Origin of the sequence: Bacteroides timonensis (assembly GCF_000513195.1) — a bacterium.
GTDB lineage: Bacteria > Bacteroidota > Bacteroidia > Bacteroidales > Bacteroidaceae > Bacteroides > Bacteroides timonensis.
The window spans coordinates 289,699-312,137 of the sequence record NZ_CBVI010000001.1 but is presented as its reverse complement, the minus strand read 5'-3'; the positions used below and the strand labels follow the sequence as shown (position 1 = coordinate 312,137).

16 protein-coding genes are annotated in these 22,439 nt (G+C 44.8%); 7 read left to right on the top strand and 9 right to left on the bottom strand.

All coding sequences use genetic code 11. From position 1 onward, the window contains the following. Positions 1–35: 35 nt before the first annotated feature. Together BN161_RS01125 and BN161_RS01120 are read right to left on the bottom strand one after the other, a co-directional pair. Complete coding sequence (locus tag BN161_RS01125; RefSeq protein ID WP_044262293.1) at positions 36–3,905, bottom strand: family 78 glycoside hydrolase catalytic domain; 3,870 nt, start codon at positions 3,903–3,905, stop codon at positions 36–38. Between the two features lie 21 nt (positions 3,906–3,926). Continuing rightward, a complete protein-coding gene (locus tag BN161_RS01120; protein WP_044262292.1) occupies positions 3,927–5,531 on the bottom strand; it encodes a glycoside hydrolase family 28 protein in 1,605 nt (534 codons plus the stop codon). A gap of 519 nt (positions 5,532–6,050) precedes the next feature. Between BN161_RS01120 and BN161_RS01115 the strand changes: the two genes are divergently transcribed. Together BN161_RS01115 and BN161_RS01110 are read left to right on the top strand one after the other, a co-directional pair. Then, entirely contained in the window at positions 6,051–6,908 is an 858-nt protein-coding gene (locus BN161_RS01115) for an enoyl-ACP reductase FabI (protein ID WP_044262291.1), read from the top strand. A 128-nt stretch (positions 6,909–7,036) separates the two neighbouring features. Next, positions 7,037–7,741 carry an SAM-dependent methyltransferase gene (locus BN161_RS01110; protein ID WP_007212501.1) on the top strand — a complete coding sequence of 235 codons (705 nt, stop codon included), beginning with the start codon at positions 7,037–7,039 and terminating at the stop codon, positions 7,739–7,741. Here BN161_RS01110 and BN161_RS01105 read toward each other — a convergent pair. The 6 genes from BN161_RS01105 to BN161_RS01080 all read right to left on the bottom strand — a co-directional run bounded on the left by BN161_RS01105 (position 7,707) and on the right by BN161_RS01080 (position 15,109). Then, positions 7,707–8,825, bottom strand: a complete 1,119-nt coding sequence (locus tag BN161_RS01105; protein WP_044262289.1) for a hypothetical protein — start codon at positions 8,823–8,825, stop codon at positions 7,707–7,709. The genes BN161_RS01110 and BN161_RS01105 overlap by 35 nt on opposite strands. A gap of 57 nt (positions 8,826–8,882) precedes the next feature. Continuing rightward, entirely contained in the window at positions 8,883–9,752 is an 870-nt protein-coding gene (lipA, locus tag BN161_RS01100) for a lipoyl synthase (RefSeq protein WP_044262288.1), read from the bottom strand. 51 nt (positions 9,753–9,803) lie between these two features. Continuing rightward, entirely contained in the window at positions 9,804–12,014 is a 2,211-nt protein-coding gene (locus BN161_RS01095; RefSeq protein WP_044262287.1) for a S9 family peptidase, read from the bottom strand. Between the two features lie 159 nt (positions 12,015–12,173). Then, a complete protein-coding gene (locus tag BN161_RS01090; RefSeq protein ID WP_007212505.1) occupies positions 12,174–12,935 on the bottom strand; it encodes a sugar isomerase domain-containing protein in 762 nt (253 codons plus the stop codon). Between the two features lie 35 nt (positions 12,936–12,970). After that, a complete protein-coding gene (locus BN161_RS01085) occupies positions 12,971–14,116 on the bottom strand; it encodes an MFS transporter (RefSeq protein WP_044262286.1) in 1,146 nt (381 codons plus the stop codon). A 33-nt stretch (positions 14,117–14,149) separates the two neighbouring features. Then, the gene (locus BN161_RS01080; protein ID WP_044262285.1) at positions 14,150–15,109 is read right to left on the bottom strand and encodes an ROK family protein; all 960 of its coding nucleotides are present in this window, start codon (positions 15,107–15,109) and stop codon (positions 14,150–14,152) included. Between the two features lie 813 nt (positions 15,110–15,922). Between BN161_RS01080 and BN161_RS01075 the strand changes: the two genes are divergently transcribed. From BN161_RS01075 to BN161_RS01055, 5 genes are all read left to right on the top strand, one after another. Further along, a complete protein-coding gene (locus BN161_RS01075; protein ID WP_044262284.1) occupies positions 15,923–16,852 on the top strand; it encodes a TIGR01212 family radical SAM protein in 930 nt (309 codons plus the stop codon). A gap of 60 nt (positions 16,853–16,912) precedes the next feature. Then, a complete protein-coding gene (locus tag BN161_RS01070) occupies positions 16,913–18,112 on the top strand; it encodes an FprA family A-type flavoprotein (RefSeq protein ID WP_007212511.1) in 1,200 nt (399 codons plus the stop codon). A 52-nt stretch (positions 18,113–18,164) separates the two neighbouring features. Continuing rightward, the gene (gene nagB, locus BN161_RS01065) at positions 18,165–18,977 is read left to right on the top strand and encodes a glucosamine-6-phosphate deaminase (RefSeq protein WP_044262283.1); all 813 of its coding nucleotides are present in this window, start codon (positions 18,165–18,167) and stop codon (positions 18,975–18,977) included. A gap of 83 nt (positions 18,978–19,060) precedes the next feature. Further along, positions 19,061–19,699: a hypothetical protein gene (locus BN161_RS01060; protein WP_044262282.1), complete on the top strand. Its 639-nt coding sequence runs from the start codon at positions 19,061–19,063 to the stop codon at positions 19,697–19,699. A 47-nt stretch (positions 19,700–19,746) separates the two neighbouring features. Then, positions 19,747–21,381 carry a sialidase family protein gene (locus BN161_RS01055; RefSeq protein WP_044262280.1) on the top strand — a complete coding sequence of 545 codons (1,635 nt, stop codon included), beginning with the start codon at positions 19,747–19,749 and terminating at the stop codon, positions 21,379–21,381. 5 nt (positions 21,382–21,386) lie between these two features. On the opposite strand, the gene BN161_RS01050 is transcribed toward BN161_RS01055, so the two are convergent. Next, positions 21,387–22,397 (bottom strand): AI-2E family transporter, encoded by a 1,011-nt coding sequence (locus BN161_RS01050; RefSeq protein WP_044262279.1) that lies wholly within the window; start codon positions 22,395–22,397, stop codon positions 21,387–21,389. Positions 22,398–22,439: the final 42 nt, after the last annotated feature.

Genomic DNA, 22,439 nt, shown 5'->3' with positions numbered 1-22,439 from the left:
TTCCATTTTGATATAAATACTGTCGCCTTTGTGAGTTATTCCTTCCAACCGGCTTCCTCAAAAGAGGTGACTTCCACCTGTTGGGGATCGAGGCAGGCATACTTGATGCGCTGTCTCCTCCATGTATAAACAATGTGTATTTTTCCGTCTTTACCCTGAATGACTGAGGGGTATGAATATTGATTGATCGGCGAATCCTCCAATACCACAGCCGCTTTCCAATGCATACCGTCGTCACTGATTGCTACATTGATGGGGGTACGTTCTTTCCGTTTCCCTTTGATGTAGCGATAGTGGTTGTATACCAGCAAGTGCCGTCCGTCTTTCAGTGTAATTCCATCAATGCCGGAATTGTTGTTAGGCAAGTCAATGAACGTTACCGGACTCCAGGTTTCTCCGTTGTCTTCACTCCAGGTGGTAGCAACAGAGCCGTTGTTCTGAGTACGGCATAAGGCTTGCAACTTTCCGTCTTTATGTGTCAGGATGGTGGGCTGTATCACTTGTATGGTTTTATGCTTCTGATTACTGAACTTCACCTGATCTGTTTCCACAATCTCGGAAGCAGTTATAGGACCAATCTTTCGCCAGGTCTTTCCTTCATCATCGCTGATTTCGAAATGAATCCGCCAACCGTTCTCATCTTCCGTACTGCTGGGGCAGATCATCCGCTTGCCGATCCATACGGGCTTGTTTTTGATGGGACCAAGGAAGCCTTCGGGAAGTGCCCGGGATTTGCTCCATGTTTTTCCACCGTCTTTCGAAGTAACGACATGACCACTCCATCCGGCTACGTTCACACCTATCTTATAATAAAGCTGTAGTTCTCCTTTCGGCGTTTCGGTCAGTACGGGATTCCAGCAGGCGTATTTGGTTCCGTCCAGTACACCGTCCGCTACCATTTGTGGTTCCGTCCAGCCTGTTTTTGTCTTGCGGCTAACCCAAATGCAACAATCGGGATTCTTCTCTTTGGTTCCCCCGAACCAGGCTGCCACTATTCCGCGACGTCCTTCTACGATAGTAGCCGCATGGCTCTCCGGGAAGGGAGGTTTCCGACAGATAAAGTCATCTTCCAGCAGGCCTTTTCTTCCTTTTCCGTATGATATGTTCTTTTTGATCTGGAAGTTATAGTTCCCCGAACCTATCTTACAAACTGTGTATCCGTCTTCCTGGCGGAGTATTTGTAAACCTTCGGATTGCTTCAATGGCTTTCCGTTTTCGGTGAGGGCGGAGGTATCTGCATTGGGCAGCCATATAGTAGCCGTACTATTGGCAGGTACACTGATTTCCCAGGAATACCCGGCAGCTGTTTGTGACCAGTCACTCGTTACTTTGCCATAAGGTGTAATGTGAGAAGCACGAATAAATCCTACTTCTTCCAGTTCGAAAGCAGGTTTCATCCGGATTTCCTTGAAACCGGGAGCGGCATTCCGGATACCTGCCAGATGTTGATAGCAATAGGGGAGGAAATCGCCCAGTAACATGACGTGGTTGCCGCTGTTCATGGCCGGATCAGCTGTGTTCCCGTTCCATAACTCCCAGATGGTGGTAGCTCCGTTGGCCGCCATGTATCCCCATCCGGGATATTTGGTATGGGTAGCCAGAACGTATGCTACATCTGTGCGTCCCATTCTTACAAGCTCGCGCATCAGCCATTGTACGCCAATAACTCCGCATTGAATGGTGGCATTGTAATAGTCTACCGTTTTATGAATGATTTGTCGGGCGACGGTTTCTTTTTCCGTATCCGGTACCATGTCGAATGCCAGTGGGAGAAGGTTGGCTGTTACGGTATTATTGCTGTAATATTGTTTTTCCTGATTCCAGAAGGTCTTGTTGAAACCTTCTTTTACGTGTTCTGCCAGTTCCCGATATTCCCGAATATCCTCAGCTAACTGCTGGTGGTACAGCTGTCCGGCAATATCCGGAGTGTGGGGCATATCTAACTGAAGCTGTGCAAACTTTATCATATATTGCAGCAGCTTGTAGTAATAGGCGGTTGCTATCAGTTTACCATCGGTAATGCGGGCCGGGTCTTTCGAATGTATTAATTCGGGAGATTCGGGCGGAAGACACCAATCGCCGTAACGGTCGCGGGTGATGATATGCGATTGGTTCATGAACTCTGTGCGGATGTGCTCCATCCATTGCTTCATGGCGGGATAATGCTTACAGATGGCTCCCGGGTTTCCATATTGTTCATACAGCATATTACTGATGAAAATGAAGGTTGACGGCCAGGTCACGTTGTCCGTATAGTAGTAATAATAGGCCGGCACCACATCGGGTATGCATCCGTCTTCCCGTTGCGCATCGCGGATATCGTCCATCCACTTGGCATAAAGCGGACCGTTTTCCATCAAGAAACTTTCACCCAGTGCGCCGTTGGTATGGTCGCCCAGCCAAGGCTGGCGTTCATCACGCTGGGGACAGTCGAGCGGTATTCCCTTATAATTACCACGGATTCCCCAGAAGGCATTCTTCACTAATTGGTTCAGGATAGGGTTGTCACATTCGAATGTTCCGGTGAGAGGCATATCGTCATTTACAACTTCGCCTGTAAAGTTGGCAAGGGTAGGAGTACCCGGAAATTCGCTGACTTCTACATAGCGGAAGCCATGATATACAAAGCGGGGAGCCCACTCTTCAATGCCTTCTCCTTTCAGGATATAAAGGTCGGTTACTTTAGCGGACCGTAAGTTGGCGGTGTATAGTTCTCCATCCGGTTGCAGGGTTTCTGCAAAGCGCAGGCGCACTGAGTCGCCCGCATTTCCTTTTACCCGGATACGCAGCCAGCCTACCATGTTCTGTCCCATGTCGAGGATATAGCCATTGGCTGATTTACGGATGGTTTGGGGATTAATCTTCTCCACTACCTTGATACCCGGTATGGTTTGTCCGCGCAGATACCCCGAAGGTATGGAAACACGTTCCGCCTGCAACCAGGTACTGTCGTCATAGCCGGTTTCCGACCAACTTCCTAATTCTTTTCGGGCATCGTATTCCTCACCGTCAAACTCATTGTTGCTGCGGATGGGACCGTCGGCTGTCAGTTTCCAGTTCGTATCTGTGGCAATCGTTTCCCGGCTGCCGTCCGTATATTCTATGATCAGGTTCATCCGGACTTTTGGATAGCCGAAGTTATGGATTTTATAAGTGCGATAGTTCTGGCGCATGAAGTGGTATCGTCCGTTTCCGAGCGTAATACCTATGGCATTATCCGCCTGTGAGCGAAGCAGACTTGTTACATCATAGCTGTTGTAAAGTACGGTTTTCCGGTAGTCGGTAGGAGCGGGAGCCAGTACAAGGTCACCGACCCGTTCGCCGTTGATGAGGCATTCGTAAACTCCCAGTCCGCTGATGTGCAGGGTTGCCTCTTTTATTGCTTTGCTGAGTTTGAATTCTTTGCGTACATACCGGGCGGACAGGCGTGAAAACATGGTTTCACTATCCCAGGACATAGGTCTGTCCATACCAATCCAACGTCCTTTCCAACGTGTTTCTCCCATCAGTCCCATTCCCCAGAAAGCAGGTTCGCTCCAGGTGCTCTCACCTGTACCGGTTGTTACCTGTACTTTCCAATAATAGCGCTTGTTGGGTTGTAAAGAGGGACCTTGATAGCTTATCCAGATGGACGCATCAGAGCGTACCTCGCCTGAATCCCACACGTTTGCCCGATTCTTGCTTAGAAGTTCCGGGGAGGACGCAACGAGCAGGCGGTAAGTTGTCTGCATCACATTGCGTTGCCCGCTTTGGAGCCGCCAGCTGAAACGCGGTTGAGGGGTATCCAGACCTAAAGGATTAGTCAGTTGTTCCGTGCGAAGGTCTGTTATGGAAAGAGTATCGCTCTGTGCTGCTTGGATAAACAGACAACACAGAGCGATCAGTATGATTACTTTTTTCTTCATACACCAGCGGTATTATATACCTTATAAATCGATGTTCAAAGCTTTGGTTGCCGAATTATTATAAGTCTTCCCGTTTACTTTCAGGTCTTTGGCTTGTTTCACCTGCAATGCTGTGCCTTTGGTATCTATCTTCACGTTCTCTATAGAAACATTCTCTGCCTGGCTGATAACGATACCTTGCTTGGCGTCCGTAACAACTACATCCTTTACGTGTACATTACGGATAGGCATTTCAGGCAGTCCGTTGAAGAACATGGCACGTCCTACGTTTCTGCAAGTCACATTTGTGATATGGATATCACGGAAAGCGGGAGTTTTTTCCGTTACAGGAGGAACGGATGATTTCATTCTGCCTTCCAGGTCATCTTCCGTTTCTTCACCGGCACCTTTACCACCATAGAATAAGTCGAACAGCAAGGCTTCGTGCGGGATATCAATCATATTGATGTTGTGAATATAGATACCTTCTACTACACCGCCACGTCCGCGGGTACTCTTGAAGCGTAAACCTACATCCGTACCCAGGAAAGTACAGTCGGTTACATAGACGTTCTTTACGCCACCCGACATTTCGCTACCTACTACGAAACCGCCGTGACCGTGCAATACGGTGTTATTTTTTACAATCACATTCTGACATGGTTCGCCGCGTCTGCGACCGTCTTCATCTTTTCCCGATTTGATACATATAGCATCGTCACCGGCATCAAATATATTATTGACAATCAACGCGTTCGTGCAAGATTCCAAGTCCAGTGCATCACCATTCTGGGAGTACCAAGGGTTGAAAACTTTCACATTGTGAATCGTGATATGCTCGCATGACAACGGGTGCAGACACCAGCTGGGAGAGTTCTTGAAAGTTACACCTTCCAATAATACTTTTTTGCTCTTAACGATATTCAGCAATACGGGACGTAGCCACGGGCGGATTTCATTCCATTCCTCATCCGTATTAATGCCTTCCGGGTTATTGAAATCTTTAGTAGCCATAGCGCCTTTCAGTGCACCGGCAGTGGGATACCAGATGCTACCGGATGCATCGACTACACCTCCTGAACTTACCAGGCTACTCCATTGGCTCGCAGTCAGTTTACCTTTTTTTACCGGACGCCAGCTATCACCTGAACCATCGAATACACCATGTCCCGTAATCGCTATATTCTCAGCATTCCATGCTGAAATAGGTGATTGGCAACGGCGGGTATCCAAACCCTCAAAAGATGTTTTAATAATAGGATAAGCCTCGAAATCATCTGTGAACAACACCAGGGCGTTCATTTCAGTATATAGATTGACGTTGCTCAGTAACTCGATAGGGCCGGTCAGCCACAAGCCTTCGGGAATAATTACTTTACCGCCACCTTTGGCATTTACTGCCTTTATAGCGTCGTTGATAGCTTTGGTATTCAGTACGATACCATCTCCTTTAGCGCCAAAATCTACAATATTGACTGTATAATCCGAAAAAGCGGGTTGTTCCACTTTCGGCATATTGAAGGGCAAATTCTCATAGATACTTTCATCTATATAATTTCCGTTTTGGGCATTTACCGTACCCTGTGCAGGTAACAACGGAAGGGCCAGTGCAACAAGCACCCATAGTTTTTTGATAAATGTGTTCATTCGTGATACTATATTTAGTTATAAGTTATTAGTTATTTGTTGTTAACTAACAGGCTTCTTCAACTTCTCATTTTCTTTCCTTTTTTATTATCCTCCCGCAAGCGGCTCTCCCGAGTGGCCTGCGAAAGAAATAATAAATGATTCATGTTAACCTAATTCTAACCTTAAATAAATATTATGAAAAAACCTCTTAATTACCGGTTGCAAATGTATCGGGCTTTAGCTAAAACCATGTGCACAATTTGTTGGTTTAGGTGGATTTTTTGTGGTTTTGTCCTTTTCTTTGCACACTTTCGGGCTTTTTATGCAGAAAGTTCATATCTTTAAATAAGATAGGCGGCATTTCAGCATAGCAAAAATGAGCAAGCTTATTTTGCTATGCGTTCAATTTGCACTATCTTTGCAGCCTCAAAATAGTAAACGTGGTGATAAGATGCAAGTTGATGAGGAGGCGAACAATAAGAGCAATTTCCTTGTTGATTTGTTTATTAGATACCCGTCAACTTTAATATTATAGGTATGAGTTACAATTTGTTGAAAGGAAAAAGAGGCATTATTTTCGGTGCTCTGAATGAGCAGTCCATTGCCTGGAAAGTAGCTGAAAAAGCAGTAGAAGAAGGTGCAATGATCACCTTATCAAACACTCCGGTAGCAGTTCGTATGGGCGAAGTTTCCGCACTGGCAGATAAATTGCAATGTGAAGTTATCCCCGCTGACGCAACCAGCGTAGAAGATTTGGAAAATGTATTCAAACACTCCATGGAAGTTTTGGGCGGACCGATTGACTTTGTGCTTCACTCCATTGGTATGTCTCCGAATGTTCGCAAGAAACGTACATATGATGATTTGGATTATGATATGCTGGGTAAGACGCTTGATATTTCCGCAGTGTCTTTCCATAAGATGATACAGGCTGCCAAAAAGCTGAATGCAATTGCCGATTACGGTTCAATCCTTGCATTGAGTTATGTGGCTGCGCAACGTACATTCTATGGATACAATGATATGGCAGATGCAAAAGCTTTGCTGGAATCCATTGCGCGTAGCTTCGGTTATATCTATGGCCGCGAACATAATGTACGTGTCAATACCATTTCACAGTCTCCGACTATGACTACTGCCGGTTCCGGTGTGAAGGGTATGGATAAGCTGTTCGACTTTGCCAACCGCATGTCTCCGCTGGGCAATGCTTCAGCCGACGAATGTGCTGATTATTGCATCGTAATGTTCTCTGACCTGACCCGTAAGGTAACCATGCAGAACTTATTCCATGACGGTGGTTTCTCCAGCGTGGGTATGAGCTTGCGTGCCATGGCTACTTATGAAAAAGGACTGGATGAATATATGGATGAGAATGGAAACATTATCTATGGGTAATATATAATGATTAACGGTTAGTGATGAGTGATTAGTGGCTATGCAGTATAATGGCATAGCGAAATAAATCGCTCATCACTAACTTTTTTCATTTATCACTTATCACTAATAACTTATCACTTATCAACGTGGAAACAGCTCTTTATCTTTTGCCCGTCACTTTGGGTGATACACCGATTGAAACGGTGTTACCTTCTTATAATAAGGAGATCATACTTGGGATTAGTCACTTCATAGTAGAGGATGTGCGTTCTGCACGCCGCTTTCTGAAGAAGGTGGACCGGGAAATAGATATTGATACACTGACTTTTTACCCGCTGAACAAGCATACATCACCTGAAGATATTTCAGGATATCTGAAACCGTTGATGGCGGGATTGTCTATGGGAGTGATTTCCGAAGCCGGCTGTCCGGCAGTCGCTGACCCGGGAGCGGATGTAGTGGCGATTGCTCAACGGAAGAATCTGAAAGTAGTGCCCTTGGTGGGACCTTCTTCAATCATTCTTTCTGTCATGGGGTCGGGCTTCAACGGGCAAAGTTTTGCTTTCCACGGTTACCTTCCTATTGAGCCGGGCGAGCGTGCCAAAAAAATAAGGACTCTGGAGCAGCGGGTTTATGCCGAACACCAGACTCAACTATTCATTGAAACACCTTACCGCAATAATAAAATGGTGGAAGACATCTTGCAAAATTGTCGTCCGCAAACCAAACTCTGTATTGCTGCGAACATTACGTGTGAGGGAGAATATATCAAAACCAAGACAGTGAAGGAGTGGCAGGGAAAAGTGCCCGATCTTTCTAAAATTCCTTGTATTTTTCTCTTGTACAAATAACATCCTTCAGGTGCTCATATTCGTTTTCAAAGCAGCAGCTGAAGAAGTTCTTGCCTAAATTATGCTCTATTTGCTGGAAAGTCCAAAGCTTTCCGTCTTTTACCTGCTTGTCCCGTAGAAGATTGTCGTCTTCTACCTCAAGAATGAAAAGATAGATCAGCCGGTTCGTCACTTTATTCTCAAAGTGATACATGATATTGAATTGTAAATCTTGTATCGGTGCTTGTGGAAAAGCTTGTCTCACAAGCCGGACGATGCCTTGTTCCAGGGTTTCTCCATATAAGAGATAACATTCCATGGGTATATCAGTCTTCCCTCGGTCGAGAATACAACGTTGGGGGCGTGGACGAAGATACAACATACCGTTATGAGATACAGCGATACGGACTACCGGATTGATATATTCATTTTTCTTGTTGATAGCATCCACTGCCAGGCTTCTGCCAATCACATCCCCTTTGGTATTAACAATGGGCACGAAAGCTGTGTGCTCCATCACTTGATTGAAATAGAGGATTCCGAACTGATTGAATAATATACTCAGAATAAATACAGCTGGCGGACAATACCGGAATAAAACATCCCTGGAAGTTTCACTTAAGGGACCAGGTAACAGAATTGTGATGAAGACTCCCAGGAAATGAAGAAAAGCGATGATGACAACTACCCGTGTTGTTACAATGGCAGACTCTGCCCCTTGCGCAAAAAGTTGTTTGCAACATTTCTGTGACTGGGAAATCTGGTGAGCGAGAAATCTTTTCCTGTTCAGGAAGATAATAACTACGGGTATGAGAGTACTGATCTCCAATGTCAGTGGAAACATTTCGCGGGAACTGCAATCACCGAAGATTAAAGTGGTCAAACTCAAAAGCAAGAGCATTCCGGTAGTGCAATAAAGTAGGAAATTGGGGATTCTTGCTCCTTTTCCCCATAAGGTATATAAACTATAAAGAGCCCCTACACCTGCACCAATGTAGATGGAAATGTCTTGGGTTATAAATTCGCACAATATAATAGATACGATAACCGGGATAAATCCCAAAGACATATTAAACTTAGATGATAGAACTCCTTTTTTTGACATTGCAAACTTTATTTTGTCGTTATCTCATAGATAACAAATAAGTAGAGCAATTGGTTTTTACTTCGTTTCTTTTTTGTAAAACTGTACCTGTTTTTCGGCATGATAAGAAGAACGCACCAAAGGTGCACTTTCTACCTGATCGAATCCTTTTGCCAGACCGGTTTCTTTGTAAGAAGCGAATTGTGCGGGAGTAACGTATTCTGCCACAGGGTAATGTTTATGTGAAGGTTGCAAGTACTGCCCGATGGTCAGGATTTGACATCCTGCACGGCGCAAGTCATCCATCAGTTCTTCCACTTCTTCCGGAGTTTCGCCTAATCCTACCATGATTCCTGATTTTGCTGTGATTCCGCTGTCGGCTATCTGGCGTATTACTTCCAGGCTTGTTTCGTAGCGGGCTGCACTACGTACCAGTGGAGTGATGCGTTTCACCGTTTCCATATTGTGGGAGATAATTTCCGGTTGTGCTTCAATGACCTGGGATACCAATTCTTTTCTTCCTTGAAAGTCGGGGATCAGCACCTCGATGGTAGTTTCCGGATTGAGGCGTTTGATTTCGCGTATGGTGCATGCCCAATGTGCAGCGCCGAGGTCCGGTAGATCATCCCGGTCTACGGAAGTGATGACAGCATGGGACAGTTTCATCAAGGCTATGGATTCCGCCACATGGGTAGGCTCTTCCATATCTAATGGAAGCGGTTTACCTGTCTGTGTATTACAGAATTTGCAGCAACGGGTACAGATGTCACCGCCTATCATGAAGGTGGCAGTCCCTTTACCCCAACATTCTCCCATATTAGGGCAACGTCCGCTACTGCAAATGGTATGCAGGCAGTGGGATTCAACTATACGTTTGGTTTCGGTATACCGTTCATTGGCTCCAATACTTATTTTGAGCCATTCGGGTTTGCGTACTCTGTCTTTCATGATAGAAATAAAGAAATCTGATCTATGTAATCTGTGGTGAACTTTATGATCTTAAAGATTTTTTTCAAAGAAATTCGTCAGCTTCGTATACAGATGATAACGGGTGTTTCCGCCATAGATACTGTGGTTACGGTTTGTATAAAGTTGCATATCGAATTGCTTGTTCAACTGCACCAGGTGCTCTGCGTATTCTGCACAGTTCTGGAAATGAACATTGTCATCCGCCATTCCATGTACCAGCAATAAATTGCCATGCAATTTGTCTGCCCGGGTGAAAGCGGAAGAGCCTTTATATCCTTCAGCATTCTCTTTGGGAGTGCGCATGAAGCGTTCGCCATAAATTGTGTCGTAGTAATTCCAGTCAGTGACGGCTGCTACTGCAACTCCGGCCTTGAATACGGGCGTTCCCTCACTCATACTCATGATGGTCATGTATCCGCCATAACTCCAGCCCCAGATGCCGATACGGTTTTTGTCTACATACGGCTGGCTACCCATATATTGGGCTGTTGCCACCTGATCTTTCGCCTCTTTCACGCCAAGATTCAGATAAGTGCATTTTTCGAAGTCTGCACCACGTCCGCCGGTTCCACGTCCGTCTACACAGACTACGATAAAACCACGACTGGCCATATAGGTTTCCCAACTGATGCTCCATGTGTCCAGTACCTGTTGCGAACCGGGTCCGCTGTATTGATACAGAAGTACAGGGTATTTCTTGGATGCGGAGAAATTCACCGGCTTCATCATCCAACCGTTCAGACTTACACCATCTCCGGTCTTGAAAGTGAAGAACTCTTTCTGAGGTACACTGTATTTGGCTAAAGTCTGTTTCAGATTATCATTCGTAACAAGCGTACTCAATACTTTACCTGTATTATCATTTAGAGTAATGACAGTGGGAGTATTCAGGTTTGAATAACGATTCATGTAGTACTTCATGTTCGTACTGAACTGTGCACTGTTGAGACCCGGTTGAGAAGAAAGTTTGGTTTTCTTTCCCTTGCGGTCAATTTGGTATACAGCCTGGCGCAGCGGGCTTTCCTCATTACTGATATAATAGAAACTGTTATCATCAGCATCCCAACCCAGGAATTCTTTTACTTCATAGTTCCCACTGGTAACCTGTTTAATCAGATTTCCACCCATGCTGTACCAGTACAGATGATTGTAACCACTCTTTTCGCTCACGAAGCTGAAGTTTTCCGGATAGAAAATGATATTATCGAATACGCCTTCTTTGATATAAGCGTCACTTTCGTCACGCAACACCTGTTTGCAAACAGTAGAACGCGGATCACCGAAATACATGTCGAGGCGGTTCTGATGGCGGTTTAAGGTGATAATGGCCAACTTGTTAGGATCTTGTGTGAAGCGGATACGCGGGATGTACCCGTCAGCATCCAAGGGAACCTGCATCTTGCGGGTTACTTTCGATTTGATATCGAAGGTATGTACACTGACCTTTGAATTTGCCTCTCCTGTTTTGGGGTATTTATAAGTATAATCTCCCGGATACTTCTCAAAAGCTGTGATGTGAGGATTGCTTCCGGCAAAAACAGGGAAACTGTAAGAAGGCACTTCCGTCTCGTCAAAGCGGATATAAGCCAGCATCTTACTGTCGGCACTGAACTCCAGAGCACGGTTGAAAGAAAATTCTTCTTCATATACCCAGTCGGGGATACCGTTCAGAACGGCATTACGCTTGCCGTCTTCCGTAACCTGGCTTTCGCTGTTTCCGTAGAGAAACTTCACAAGATAGATATTATTATCCCGTACAAATGCAACCATTGTTCCGTCCGGTGAAAATACAGGTGCTTGCTGCGGTCCACCGTCTGAAAGCTTTTCTACTATGTTATTGATTTCTCCGTTGACATTTCGCTTCAGACTATATATATAATGTATAGCTGTATAAGAGCGGCGATAAATCGGAGTCTGTTCTGTAGCAATAAGCAGTTTGCTGCCGTCAGGTGAAAAACTGTAGCTGTCAAACGTCTTAAACGGACATTCGCGTGCGGTAGCAGCATCGAACAATACTTCTACCTGTTTTCCTGTCTTGAAAGAGTATTTGATGATTTGCGTTCCTTCCGCATTCATTTGCGAATAGTGTTCCCCGTCTCCGGGAATGGGAATGACTCCGTAAATATTTTCAGCACGGAATTTACCTGATACAATATCTTTTAAATCGAGAGGCTGACCGCCTTGTGCAAAGCCTGCCAATGCGCAGAGGCAAAGAAGAATTGCAATACTTATCTGTTTCATAATCCTGTTTGATTTCTTTAGAGGGCAAATATAGGGATAAAAACTGAAAAAGTGTAGATAAATTATGTTTCCTAATTGTAAAAAGCCCGTCGAGCTTTGTGGGGGCAAAGCTGAGGCGGGCTACCGTCACTCATAAATGATGATTGGGGCTTCTTTGGGTTAGAGGATTTTTACTTTCTTTTGATATTCGGCAATAGCTGCATCCAGGCGTTCGTGAGCTGTTGTGTCGCCCGGCACGTTATGTGACGGATGGATATACAGATGTACGCCGCGATCTGCCAGAATTTCGGCAACGGTAGTGATGGTCATCCATACCATAGTAACGAAACTTAGGGTTGACAATGGCCCCACCTTGTCGAAGTGATTCTTCAAAGGCACGGAAGCATCTACCAAAGGCACGCAGGAGTCCACTATAATATCGGCAAGTTGGAACAGGTTCTTGCCGCTGGAATGACGGCTTGCTTTGTCGCCTGTTTCTCCGGCTGAGCCGTAAACGATGACTTTCATACCGCGCTTCTTAGCTTCCAGTGCCATGTCGATGTTTACTGCATTGATTCCTGTGTGAGAGAAAATCCAGATGCAATCTTTGGAATCGAAATCATAATTCTTCATGATTGCCTGTCCGTAACCTTCTGTTCTTTCCAGAAACAGGAATTGATGGATACCCATTTGGCCGATGATTTGTGTAAAGAATGTCAGCGGAAGTTCGCACAGTGGGTGAAAACCTACAAAACTACCGATACGAGGATACATCTCTTCAACGGGAATTGTTGCGTGACCACATCCGAACGTGTGTACCCAACGGCCGGCTTCGATGGAATCTGCCATAGCGGTGGCTGCCTTTTTGATATTCTCCAATTGCGTGGCTTCCAGTTTTTCCATGATGCCATGCGCGTTTTTTAACCATTCAAGTGCTAACATAATTTTTTTGATTTTTAGGGGGTAAATAATTTCTTTTATTTGAGTGAGCGTTTAAACAATAGAAGCATGATGAGCAGGGAGGCAATCATCATATAAGGATACACAACGATACTGTATCCTTGCGAGATAATTCCCGTGAGGCTGTTCAGTAATGTCTGTCCGATCAGAGCTATAACAAGGGCCACACTGAATGCCGTTCCCGACAGAGAAGCGTACCGGCTGCCGACAATGCTGAGTATGACGGGGAAAGTAGATGCCAGTCCTGCACCGACAAGCACCATGTCTATGGCAGCACGTGCAAAGTCCGGTGAAAAAGTGAGCAGTGCAAAACCTATTGCGGCCGTAATCAGGCTGGCGCGAAGAACAGTTTCCTGTTTTATCTTTTTGAAGAGAACCACCAGCAACAGACGGGCAACAGTCAGTCCGGCCACCATGCAAGTCAGTGCCATGAGCGCCCGGTTTTCGGGGATGTTGGTGGTTTGTCCCAGGTAGAGTGTAGTCCAGTTATTGCATACACCTTCGATACCGCTTTGGAAAAAGAGGATAAAACTGAGTAATAATAAGCTGCTTTCTTTTAACAACCCCAGTCCTTCTTTGATTGGGAATCCTTGTGGCTGTTTGGGGGCGGGGAAGCGTACACCGAGACAGAACAGGATACCTGCCAGCATTACAACGCCCGTGCCTTGCAGTATAATTTCAAAAGAATAATATCCGGACAGGAAACTGAGTAATACAGGAATCCCCAGCGCACCGATACCATAGAATGCACCCAGCAGACTAAGGCGCGAACCTTTCTCCGCTTCGTCGGAAATATCAGCTACTAAAGCATTTGTTTCACCGTTCAGAATCCCTCCTCCCAGGCCGATGCCGATAATGGAAAGTTGCAACAATGGGATACTTGTAAAGAAAGCAATTCCTTCCAGTCCGAGCAACACGACCAGACAACTGAGCAGCAGTAACGCTTTGTGTCCGAAGCGATCTACAATAGGACCGAACAACAGGGAGCCTCCCAATAAACCGAGAGGCAGGAATGTCACCAGTGCGGTGGCTTGGAGATTGTCCAAACCCAGTTTGGTGGTGAGGGACGGTAGTACCGAGCCCAGGGTGATCATCGAAATGCCAAAGAAGCACATACCGATGCACGCAGCCGTGAAAACCAGATTCTTGTTGTAACTACTCATATTAATATAATAAAGATAAGTAAGGTGGTAAGATTACTCGTACAGGTGCTTTTTAATAGCGAGAAAGGCAGCTCCTATCAGTCCGGCATTACCGGACAATTGAGAGGCTACAAATTCCACCTGCTTGATACTGAGCGGTTGTGCCCATTTGCAGGCTTCTTTGTAGATATCATCTATAAAGATACCGGCAGGGCCGAATACCCCTCCACCCCAGATTATCTTTTGCGGATTCAGCAGGCTGACAAAGTTGGCAGAGGCCATTCCCCACATTTCTATGGCTTTGTGTAGTACGGAAACTGCAATCGGATCTTCCTCATTGTATGCGCTGAATACATCATAAGCGGAAATGCGGCAGATAGGTTTTTGACGTAAGCGTCCTTTATAAGCTTTATTTGCACGGACTGCATCCCGCACTCTGGCTCCGATACCATTTCCCGAGGCATAATATTCGAAACAACCGCAGGCATCGTATTCTTCTTTATAAGGAGGTTGCAGTGCCATCCAGCCGGTAGCGCCGATGATGTCGTTTGCGCCGTGCAACACGTGTCCGTCGATGATGATTCCAGCGCCTATACCGGTTCCTACGGCAATGAATACTGCACTATGGCAGTCTTTGGCTGCTCCCTGCCACATTTCTCCATACATATAGCAAGTACGGTCGCTGTCGATGTAGATTTCTATATCCGGTGCCGTTACGGTACGGAGTACTTCTTGTAGCGGGTAGTTTTCCCAGCCGGGGATGTTCGGGGCCCATACACGTCCCGTCTGCGAATAGACAATGCCGGGGACACATATACCGACGCCGTCAATCTGGATACGGCTTCTGCGGGCAACAGTCAGGAGTTTAGCAAGGATTTCTGCGGCAAGTTTGCCTACTTCGTGTCCCGTTCTTCCTTTCAGCAGACGCTTTCGGTTGAACAACATACTTCCGTCAGGGAGGAAAATAGCGCTTGCTATTTTGGTGCCGCCTATGTCGAGAGCGATGGTAGCCATGGTGTTATAGTATTTATAGGTTGATCTATCAAGGTTTTAGGCAAAGCTATGAATTAATTTCGTTTTCCATGCTTCTTTATAGAAGGAAATGTATGTAAAACATGTTGCTGATCACTAAAATGTATTTAATGGATTCGTCCTGATGTGCAACGCTCGTATTCTATCTTGTTTATTATCAATGGGAGAAACATTTTTTAATGCAATACAAAATAAATGGTTTTATGTTCGTTAACGTTTGTCTCCGGAGCTGTTAGGTGGATATGTGAGTTATAGCAAATACGGTTCAGATACGGCTCGGTTATGTACCGGATATGCATAAATCGTATTTGATATCAGGTGATTATTTGTTTTGGCTATGTCTGTTTGAACTTTTGCAGTAGGCTTTACCGGGTGTTGACCTTGGTTAACAGCCCTGCCAACCTTGGTAAACAGGTCCGTCAACCTTGGTTGATAAGCCTGTTAACCAAGGTCAACACCTGATTATTCCTAAGGCTGGTGGGGTATTTCGCTGGTTCTTAGTAGAATAGTGACTGATATGAAATGAATGAATGCCCCGTCCTATATGGTTTGACTGCGAAAGTGAGAGCAACCCCTTGCCCTCACACCGGATTTTTTACTACCACCACACTTAATATCTTAACTATCAGCGATTACACACTAAAAGTGAGAGCAGTGAGGGTAACTTGAATCAACTTTTCATTGAACGCTGAATTCAACTTTTATGTGCGACACCTTTTTCCGGGCTCACATTTGTATCCTAACCGAAGCTTTATCTCAAAGAAAAGCCTTATTTTTGTAACAAATAACAGCTTTATGGATGTAGCACCTATATTATATAATGAGTTTCCGCTTTTCCTGAAACGTTATTTTCCGTATAAGGTACAGAAAATATCACTGAATGCCGGTTTCACCTGCCCGAATCGGGATGGTGTGAAAGGATATGGCGGTTGTACCTATTGCAATAATCAGACTTTCAATCCCGAATACTGTCGTACGGAAAAATCTGTAACTCAGCAGTTGGAAGAGGGGAAAGTCTTTTTCGCCCATAAGTATCCCGAAATGAAATACCTTGCCTACTTTCAGGCATACACCAATACTTACGGTGAATTGGAAGCATTGAAGCGGAAATATGAGGAAGCACTGTCTGTTCCCGATGTGGTCGGTCTGGTCATCGGTACCCGGCCGGATTGTATGCCGGATACTTTGCTGCATTATCTGGAAGAAGTGAATAAAAACACTTTCCTGTTGGTTGAATATGGTATTGAAAGCACCCACGATGCCACACTCCGCCGAATCAATCGCGGACACACTTTTCAGGATACGGTAGATGCTGTGGAAAGAACTGTTGCCTGTGGCATTCTTACCGGTGGGCATGTTATATTGGGACTTCCCGGTGAAACGCATGAAGACTTGGTTGCACAGGCCGCTACGCTGTCGCGCCTTCCGATTACAACTCTCAAAATGCATCAATTGCAGTTGATACGCGGTACCCGTATGGCACATGAATATGAACAACATCCCGAAGACTTCCACCTTTTCGGGGTAGAAGAATATATTGATTTGGTAATAGACTATATAGAGCATCTGCGCCCCGATTTAGTTTTAGAACGCTTTGTTTCGCAGTCTCCTAAAGAATTGTTAATTGCACCCGACTGGGGACTGAAAAATTATGAATTTAATCATCGGATACAAAAAAAAATGCGTCAGCTCGGAGCTTATCAGGGAAAGAAATATGATATGTGAGAAAAAAAACTTATTTTTGCGGCTGTTTGAATATAGAATCAATCTAAATAAAGAAGTTTTATGAACCAGAAGACTATGATAAAAGGAAAAATACACTATGTAGGAGTAAATGACCGTAACAAGCACCTGTTTGAAGGCTTGTGGCCACTACCTTATGGAGTGTCTTATAACTCTTACCTGATAGACGACGAAACAGTGGCTTTGATTGATACGGTAGATGCTTGTTATTTCGAAGTATATCTTCGTAAAATAAAAAGTATTATTGGCGAACGTCCTATCCAGTATCTCATCATTAACCACATGGAGCCCGACCATTCCGGTTCGATCCGCCTTATTAAACAACATTATCCCGATATTGTCATTGTCGGTAACAAGCAAACCTTCGGTATGATTGAAGGTTACTATGGTGTGACAGGCGAACAATACGTTGTAAAAGACGACGATTTCCTGGCATTGGGACATCACAAACTGCGTTTCTACCTGACACCGATGGTGCACTGGCCCGAAACTATGATGACTTTTGACGAAACGGAAGGTGTACTGTTCTCCGGCGATGGTTTCGGATGTTTCGGTACGTTGGACGGTGGTTTCCTTGATACCCGTATCAATACGGATCGTTATTGGGATGAAATGGTGCGCTATTACTCCAATATCGTTGGTAAATACGGTTCTCCGGTACAGAAGGCTTTGCAGAAATTGGGAGGATTGCACATCACGACCATCTGCTCTACCCATGGACCTGTTTGGACAGAGTATATAAGTAAAGTAATAGGCATTTACGATAAACTAAGTCGCTATGCTGCCGATGAAGGAGTGGTGATAGCTTACGGTTCCATGTATGGCCATACAGAGCAAATGGCGGAAGCCATCGCAGCGGAGCTATCTGCACAGGGCATCAAGAATATCGTGATGCACAACGTCAGCAAAAGCAATCCTTCCTATATCATTGCAGATATCTTCAAATACCGTGGTCTGATTATTGGTAGTCCCACTTACAGCAATCAGATTTATCCGGATATCGAGTCCCTGCTTTCCAAAATACTGATACGCGAAGTTAAAGGCCGCTATCTGGGTTACTTCGGATCGTTCACGTGGGCGGGTGCTGCGGTGAAGCGTATGGCTGAGTTTGCCGAGAAGAGCAAGTTTGAAATTATAGCCGACCCTGTAGAGATGAAGCAAGCGATGAAGGACATCACTTACGAACAATGCGAACACCTGGCACGTTCTATGGCTGAACGCCTGAAGAAGGACAGGGAATAGTAATTCTTGATAAGATACCCCTAATTTATTAACCTGATAAAAAACAATCACAATGAGATTAATCATTCAACCGGATTATCAATCCGTATCCAAGTGGGCTGCTCATTACGTAGCCGCTAAAATTAAGGCCGCTAATCCGACGCCTGAAAAACCGTTTGTTCTGGGTTGCCCTACCGGTTCGTCACCGCTCGGCATGTACAAGGAGTTGATAGACCTGAATAAGAAAGGAATTATTTCTTTCCAGAACGTGGTTACTTTTAATATGGATGAGTATGTGGGTCTGCCCAAAGAACATCCGGAAAGCTACTACTCTTTCATGTGGAACAACTTCTTCAACCATATCGACATCAAACCGGAGAATACCAATATCCTGAACGGGAATGCGGCCGACCTGGATGCTGAATGTGCCCGTTACGAAGAAAAAATCAAGTCTTACGGCGGTATCGACCTGTTTATGGGTGGTATTGGTCCTGACGGACACATTGCCTTCAATGAACCGGGTTCTTCTCTGTCTTCCCGCACACGTCAGAAGACCTTGACGACTGATACGATTATCGCCAATTCCCGTTTCTTTGACAATGATGTAAACAAAGTGCCCAAAACGGCATTGACTGTTGGTGTAGGTACAGTGCTTTCTGCCAAGGAAGTGATGATTATTGTGAACGGACATAATAAAGCTCGCGCGCTCTATCATGCAGTAGAAGGTTCTATCAATCAGATGTGGACCATCAGTGCTTTGCAGATGCATGAGAAGGGTATCATTGTAGCTGATGATGCAGCCACTTTTGAACTGAAAGTAGGCACATACCGCTATTTTAAAGATATAGAAGCTGACCATTTGGATCCGGCTTCTTTGCTGAAGTAAATATACGGCTTGTATAAAGGTAATTTGCGCAGTTCGTTTCCACTAAGTAGGTGCGAAGCGGGCTGCGCAATAAGTCGTTTTCTATGAATGATATAGATTGCCCTTACGACGACCTGCTATGCCATTCCCTTTCGCTGTTCCGTCAATTTCGATTGTACGATGATCGCATAGAAGAGGATAATGCTTTTAACTTTTTAAGGGAAGCGGAAAAAGTAGTCAGTGATACCAGAAATGGGATTTGTGCGGCTAAATTGGGATGTGTAATAGAATGTCTTGCCCACAGATTTTATATAGATGATGATACGGATGGAATATTGGAAGAGGTAGATACCTTTCTGATTAAATTTTGGAAAGGTTTGAAGCAACCTTCTCCGGAAGCATTTATTGCTTCCTTATGGATTGGAGAATATTTTCTGCTACGCTTAAAGAACCCGAAATCCCGCCTTCATGGTCGCAGTAAAAAGATGGTCTCCAAAATCCTGTCATTTTTGGCTGATATGCTTCGGAAGCCGGAAAAACAAAAAGTACTCTGTCTTTCTTCTGTTGCTGTTTTTGAGGAAACAGTGGACTGGATTAAAGAAGTTTGTGATATGCATATTTGTGAAAAGCAAGTCGTGATTCTATTGGAGAGACTTTATCAACTTCAAGAAAAGGGGATGTTGGGGGGAGAAGCAGATAAAAAGAATACTTTACGGCGGCAAATATGGGATTTTTATTATTGAATGTTATCTTTGTAACCAATAACACGCTATTAACTTGATCTAATATTATGAAGAAGCCGGCAATCCTGTTTTTATTATTCTGTTTACTGTGTTCAGTTCCAGTTGTCCGTGCTGCGGATACAATTTTTGTTCGGGAGACACAGATTCCTGTTCTGATAGAAAGGGCGGATAATGTTTTGTTCTGTTTGCGCCTGGACGCAAAGGAGAGCAAAGTGTTGGATGAGATCGTTTTGGATTTTGGAAAGGATACGAACCTGTCCGCAATCCAGTCTGTGAAACTTTATTATAGTGGTACGGAAGCATTACAGGATAAGAGGAAGGAACGTTTTGCCCCTGTAGAATACATTTCAAGTCATACGCCTGGGAAGACTCTGGCGGCTAACCCTTCTTATTCCATACAAAAAGCGGAAGTTGCTAATCCGCAGAATCGTGTTGTTCTTGTCGCTAACCAGAAACTATTTCCCGGTATTAATTTCTTTTGGATTAGTTTGCGGATGAAGCCGGAAACTGCGTTGGATACTAAGGTAATGGCGGTTGTGACTTCCGCTACTCTGGATGGTAAGAAAGCACTTTTGGATATCGTCTTCCGGCAAGGTATTGAGCATCGGATGGGAGTGGGCGTGCGCCATGCCGGTGATGACAATTCGGCGGCATATCGTATTCCGGGCTTGGTGACTACAAACAAAGGAACTTTATTGGGTGTATATGATGTGCGTTATAATAGCAGCGTCGATTTACAGGAACATATAGATATAGGGTTGAGCCGCAGCACAGATGGTGGGAAAACATGGGAAAAGATGCGCCTGCCTCTGGCTTTTGGTGAAACGGCCGGATTGCCTTCGGCTCAAAATGGAGTGGGAGACCCTGCCATATTGGTAGATACGAAAACCAATAATGTGTGGATCGTTGCTGCCTGGACTCATGGCATGGGAAATCAGCGTGCCTGGTGGAGTTCGCATCCGGGGATGGATATAAACCACACTGCGCAGCTTGTTTTGGCGAAAAGTACAGATGATGGTAAAACATGGTCAGAGCCTATAAATATAACAGAGCAAGTGAAAGATCCTTCCTGGTATTTTCTGTTGCAAGGTCCCGGACGGGGAATAACGATGGAGGATGGTACTTTGGTTTTTCCCACGCAGTTCATAGACTCCACCCGTGTGCCGAATGCAGGTATCATGTATAGCAAGGATAGAGGAAAAAGTTGGAGAATGCATAATTATGCCCGTACAAATACTACAGAAGCACAGGTTGCTGAGGTTGAGTCGGGTGTACTGATGTTGAATATGCGTGATAACCGGGGCGGTAGCCGTGCCGTAGCAATTACGAAAGATTTAGGTAAGTCATGGACCGAACATGAATCTTCACGCAAAGCATTGCAAGAACCGGTTTGTATGGCAAGTCTGATAAGTGTAAAAGCGAAAGATAATGTCTTGAATCGGGACTTGCTTATCTTCTCTAACCCCAATACAACGAAGGGGCGTCGTGATATTACTATAAAAATAAGTCTGGACGGTGGCATCACCTGGCTTCCGGAGCATCAGCTTTTGTTGGATGAGGGCAATAACTGGGGATACACTTGTCTCAGCATGATCGATAAAGAAACTATTGGTATTCTTTATGAGAGCAGTGTAGCTCATATTACGTTTCAGGCAATAAAATTGAAAGATGTTGTGAATTAATAGCCTTATTTCTTTCCATCCAGATATTCCCTCTTGAACATATCCACAAAAAGGAAGAACAGCGAGAGTAATAGCGGTCCGAAGATGACCCCCATAAAACCGAATAGAGAAAGACCGATGACGACCCCGAATATTGTGATAAGCGGATGTATATCAGCCATTTTCTTTTGCAGAATGAAACGTATCAGGTTGTCGAGCTGAGAGATGATCAGTGTTCCGAATATCGCTAACCCGATACCATTGAACCAGTCACCGGATAAGGCCATATAAACGGCAATCGGGAACCATACCAGTGCTGTACCTACCATGGGGATGACCGTTGCAAGGCAGGTAAGGAATCCTGTAAGCAGAATGTCCGGTACATCAAAGAACCAGTAACCGATCATGGCTACTCCACCTTGTATGATTGCCAGCAAAGGAATACCGACAGCGTTGGAGTGGACAATCATCTTGATGTCGTGCACTACATGTTCTGTATTGGCTTCACTGAAAGGAAGTATTTCGCTGATGTATTTCTCCATCCTCTGTCCGCCTATCAGCATAAAGTAGAGCACGAATACCAGAACGAAAAGGTTGACCGCAAAACTACTGATACTGCCCATGACGAATTGCCCTATGGCAGGAAGTGCGGAGATAATAAAGGAAGTGGTATCCTTGCCCAGTACGTCATAACCGGTTTTTTCCTTGATGATATTTGCTGCACTTTCAATCGGGGCAATGATACTCTGCGGATCCAGATTGATATCCTGCAATTTGCTGACTAATAACCAGACTGCCAGCGCCAAAGGAACCAGAAAGAAGAGGATGGCTTCGGTAGTAATAAGGGTTGCAGCCACACTTCGTTTCATCTTCCGTTTGTCGGTCAGATGTATCATCTGTCTTCTGACCAGGATATAGATGGTTAATGCACCTAATAAACCGCCCAGAAAGGGAGTAATTTGTAGGAACAGGATTATACCCAGCCCGATGATTATAGTGATTAGTGAATATTTCCAGTATTGTTCTTTTGTACTCATATCCTTTTTGCTGTTTTCTATAAGAAACAAACAAAGTGGGCA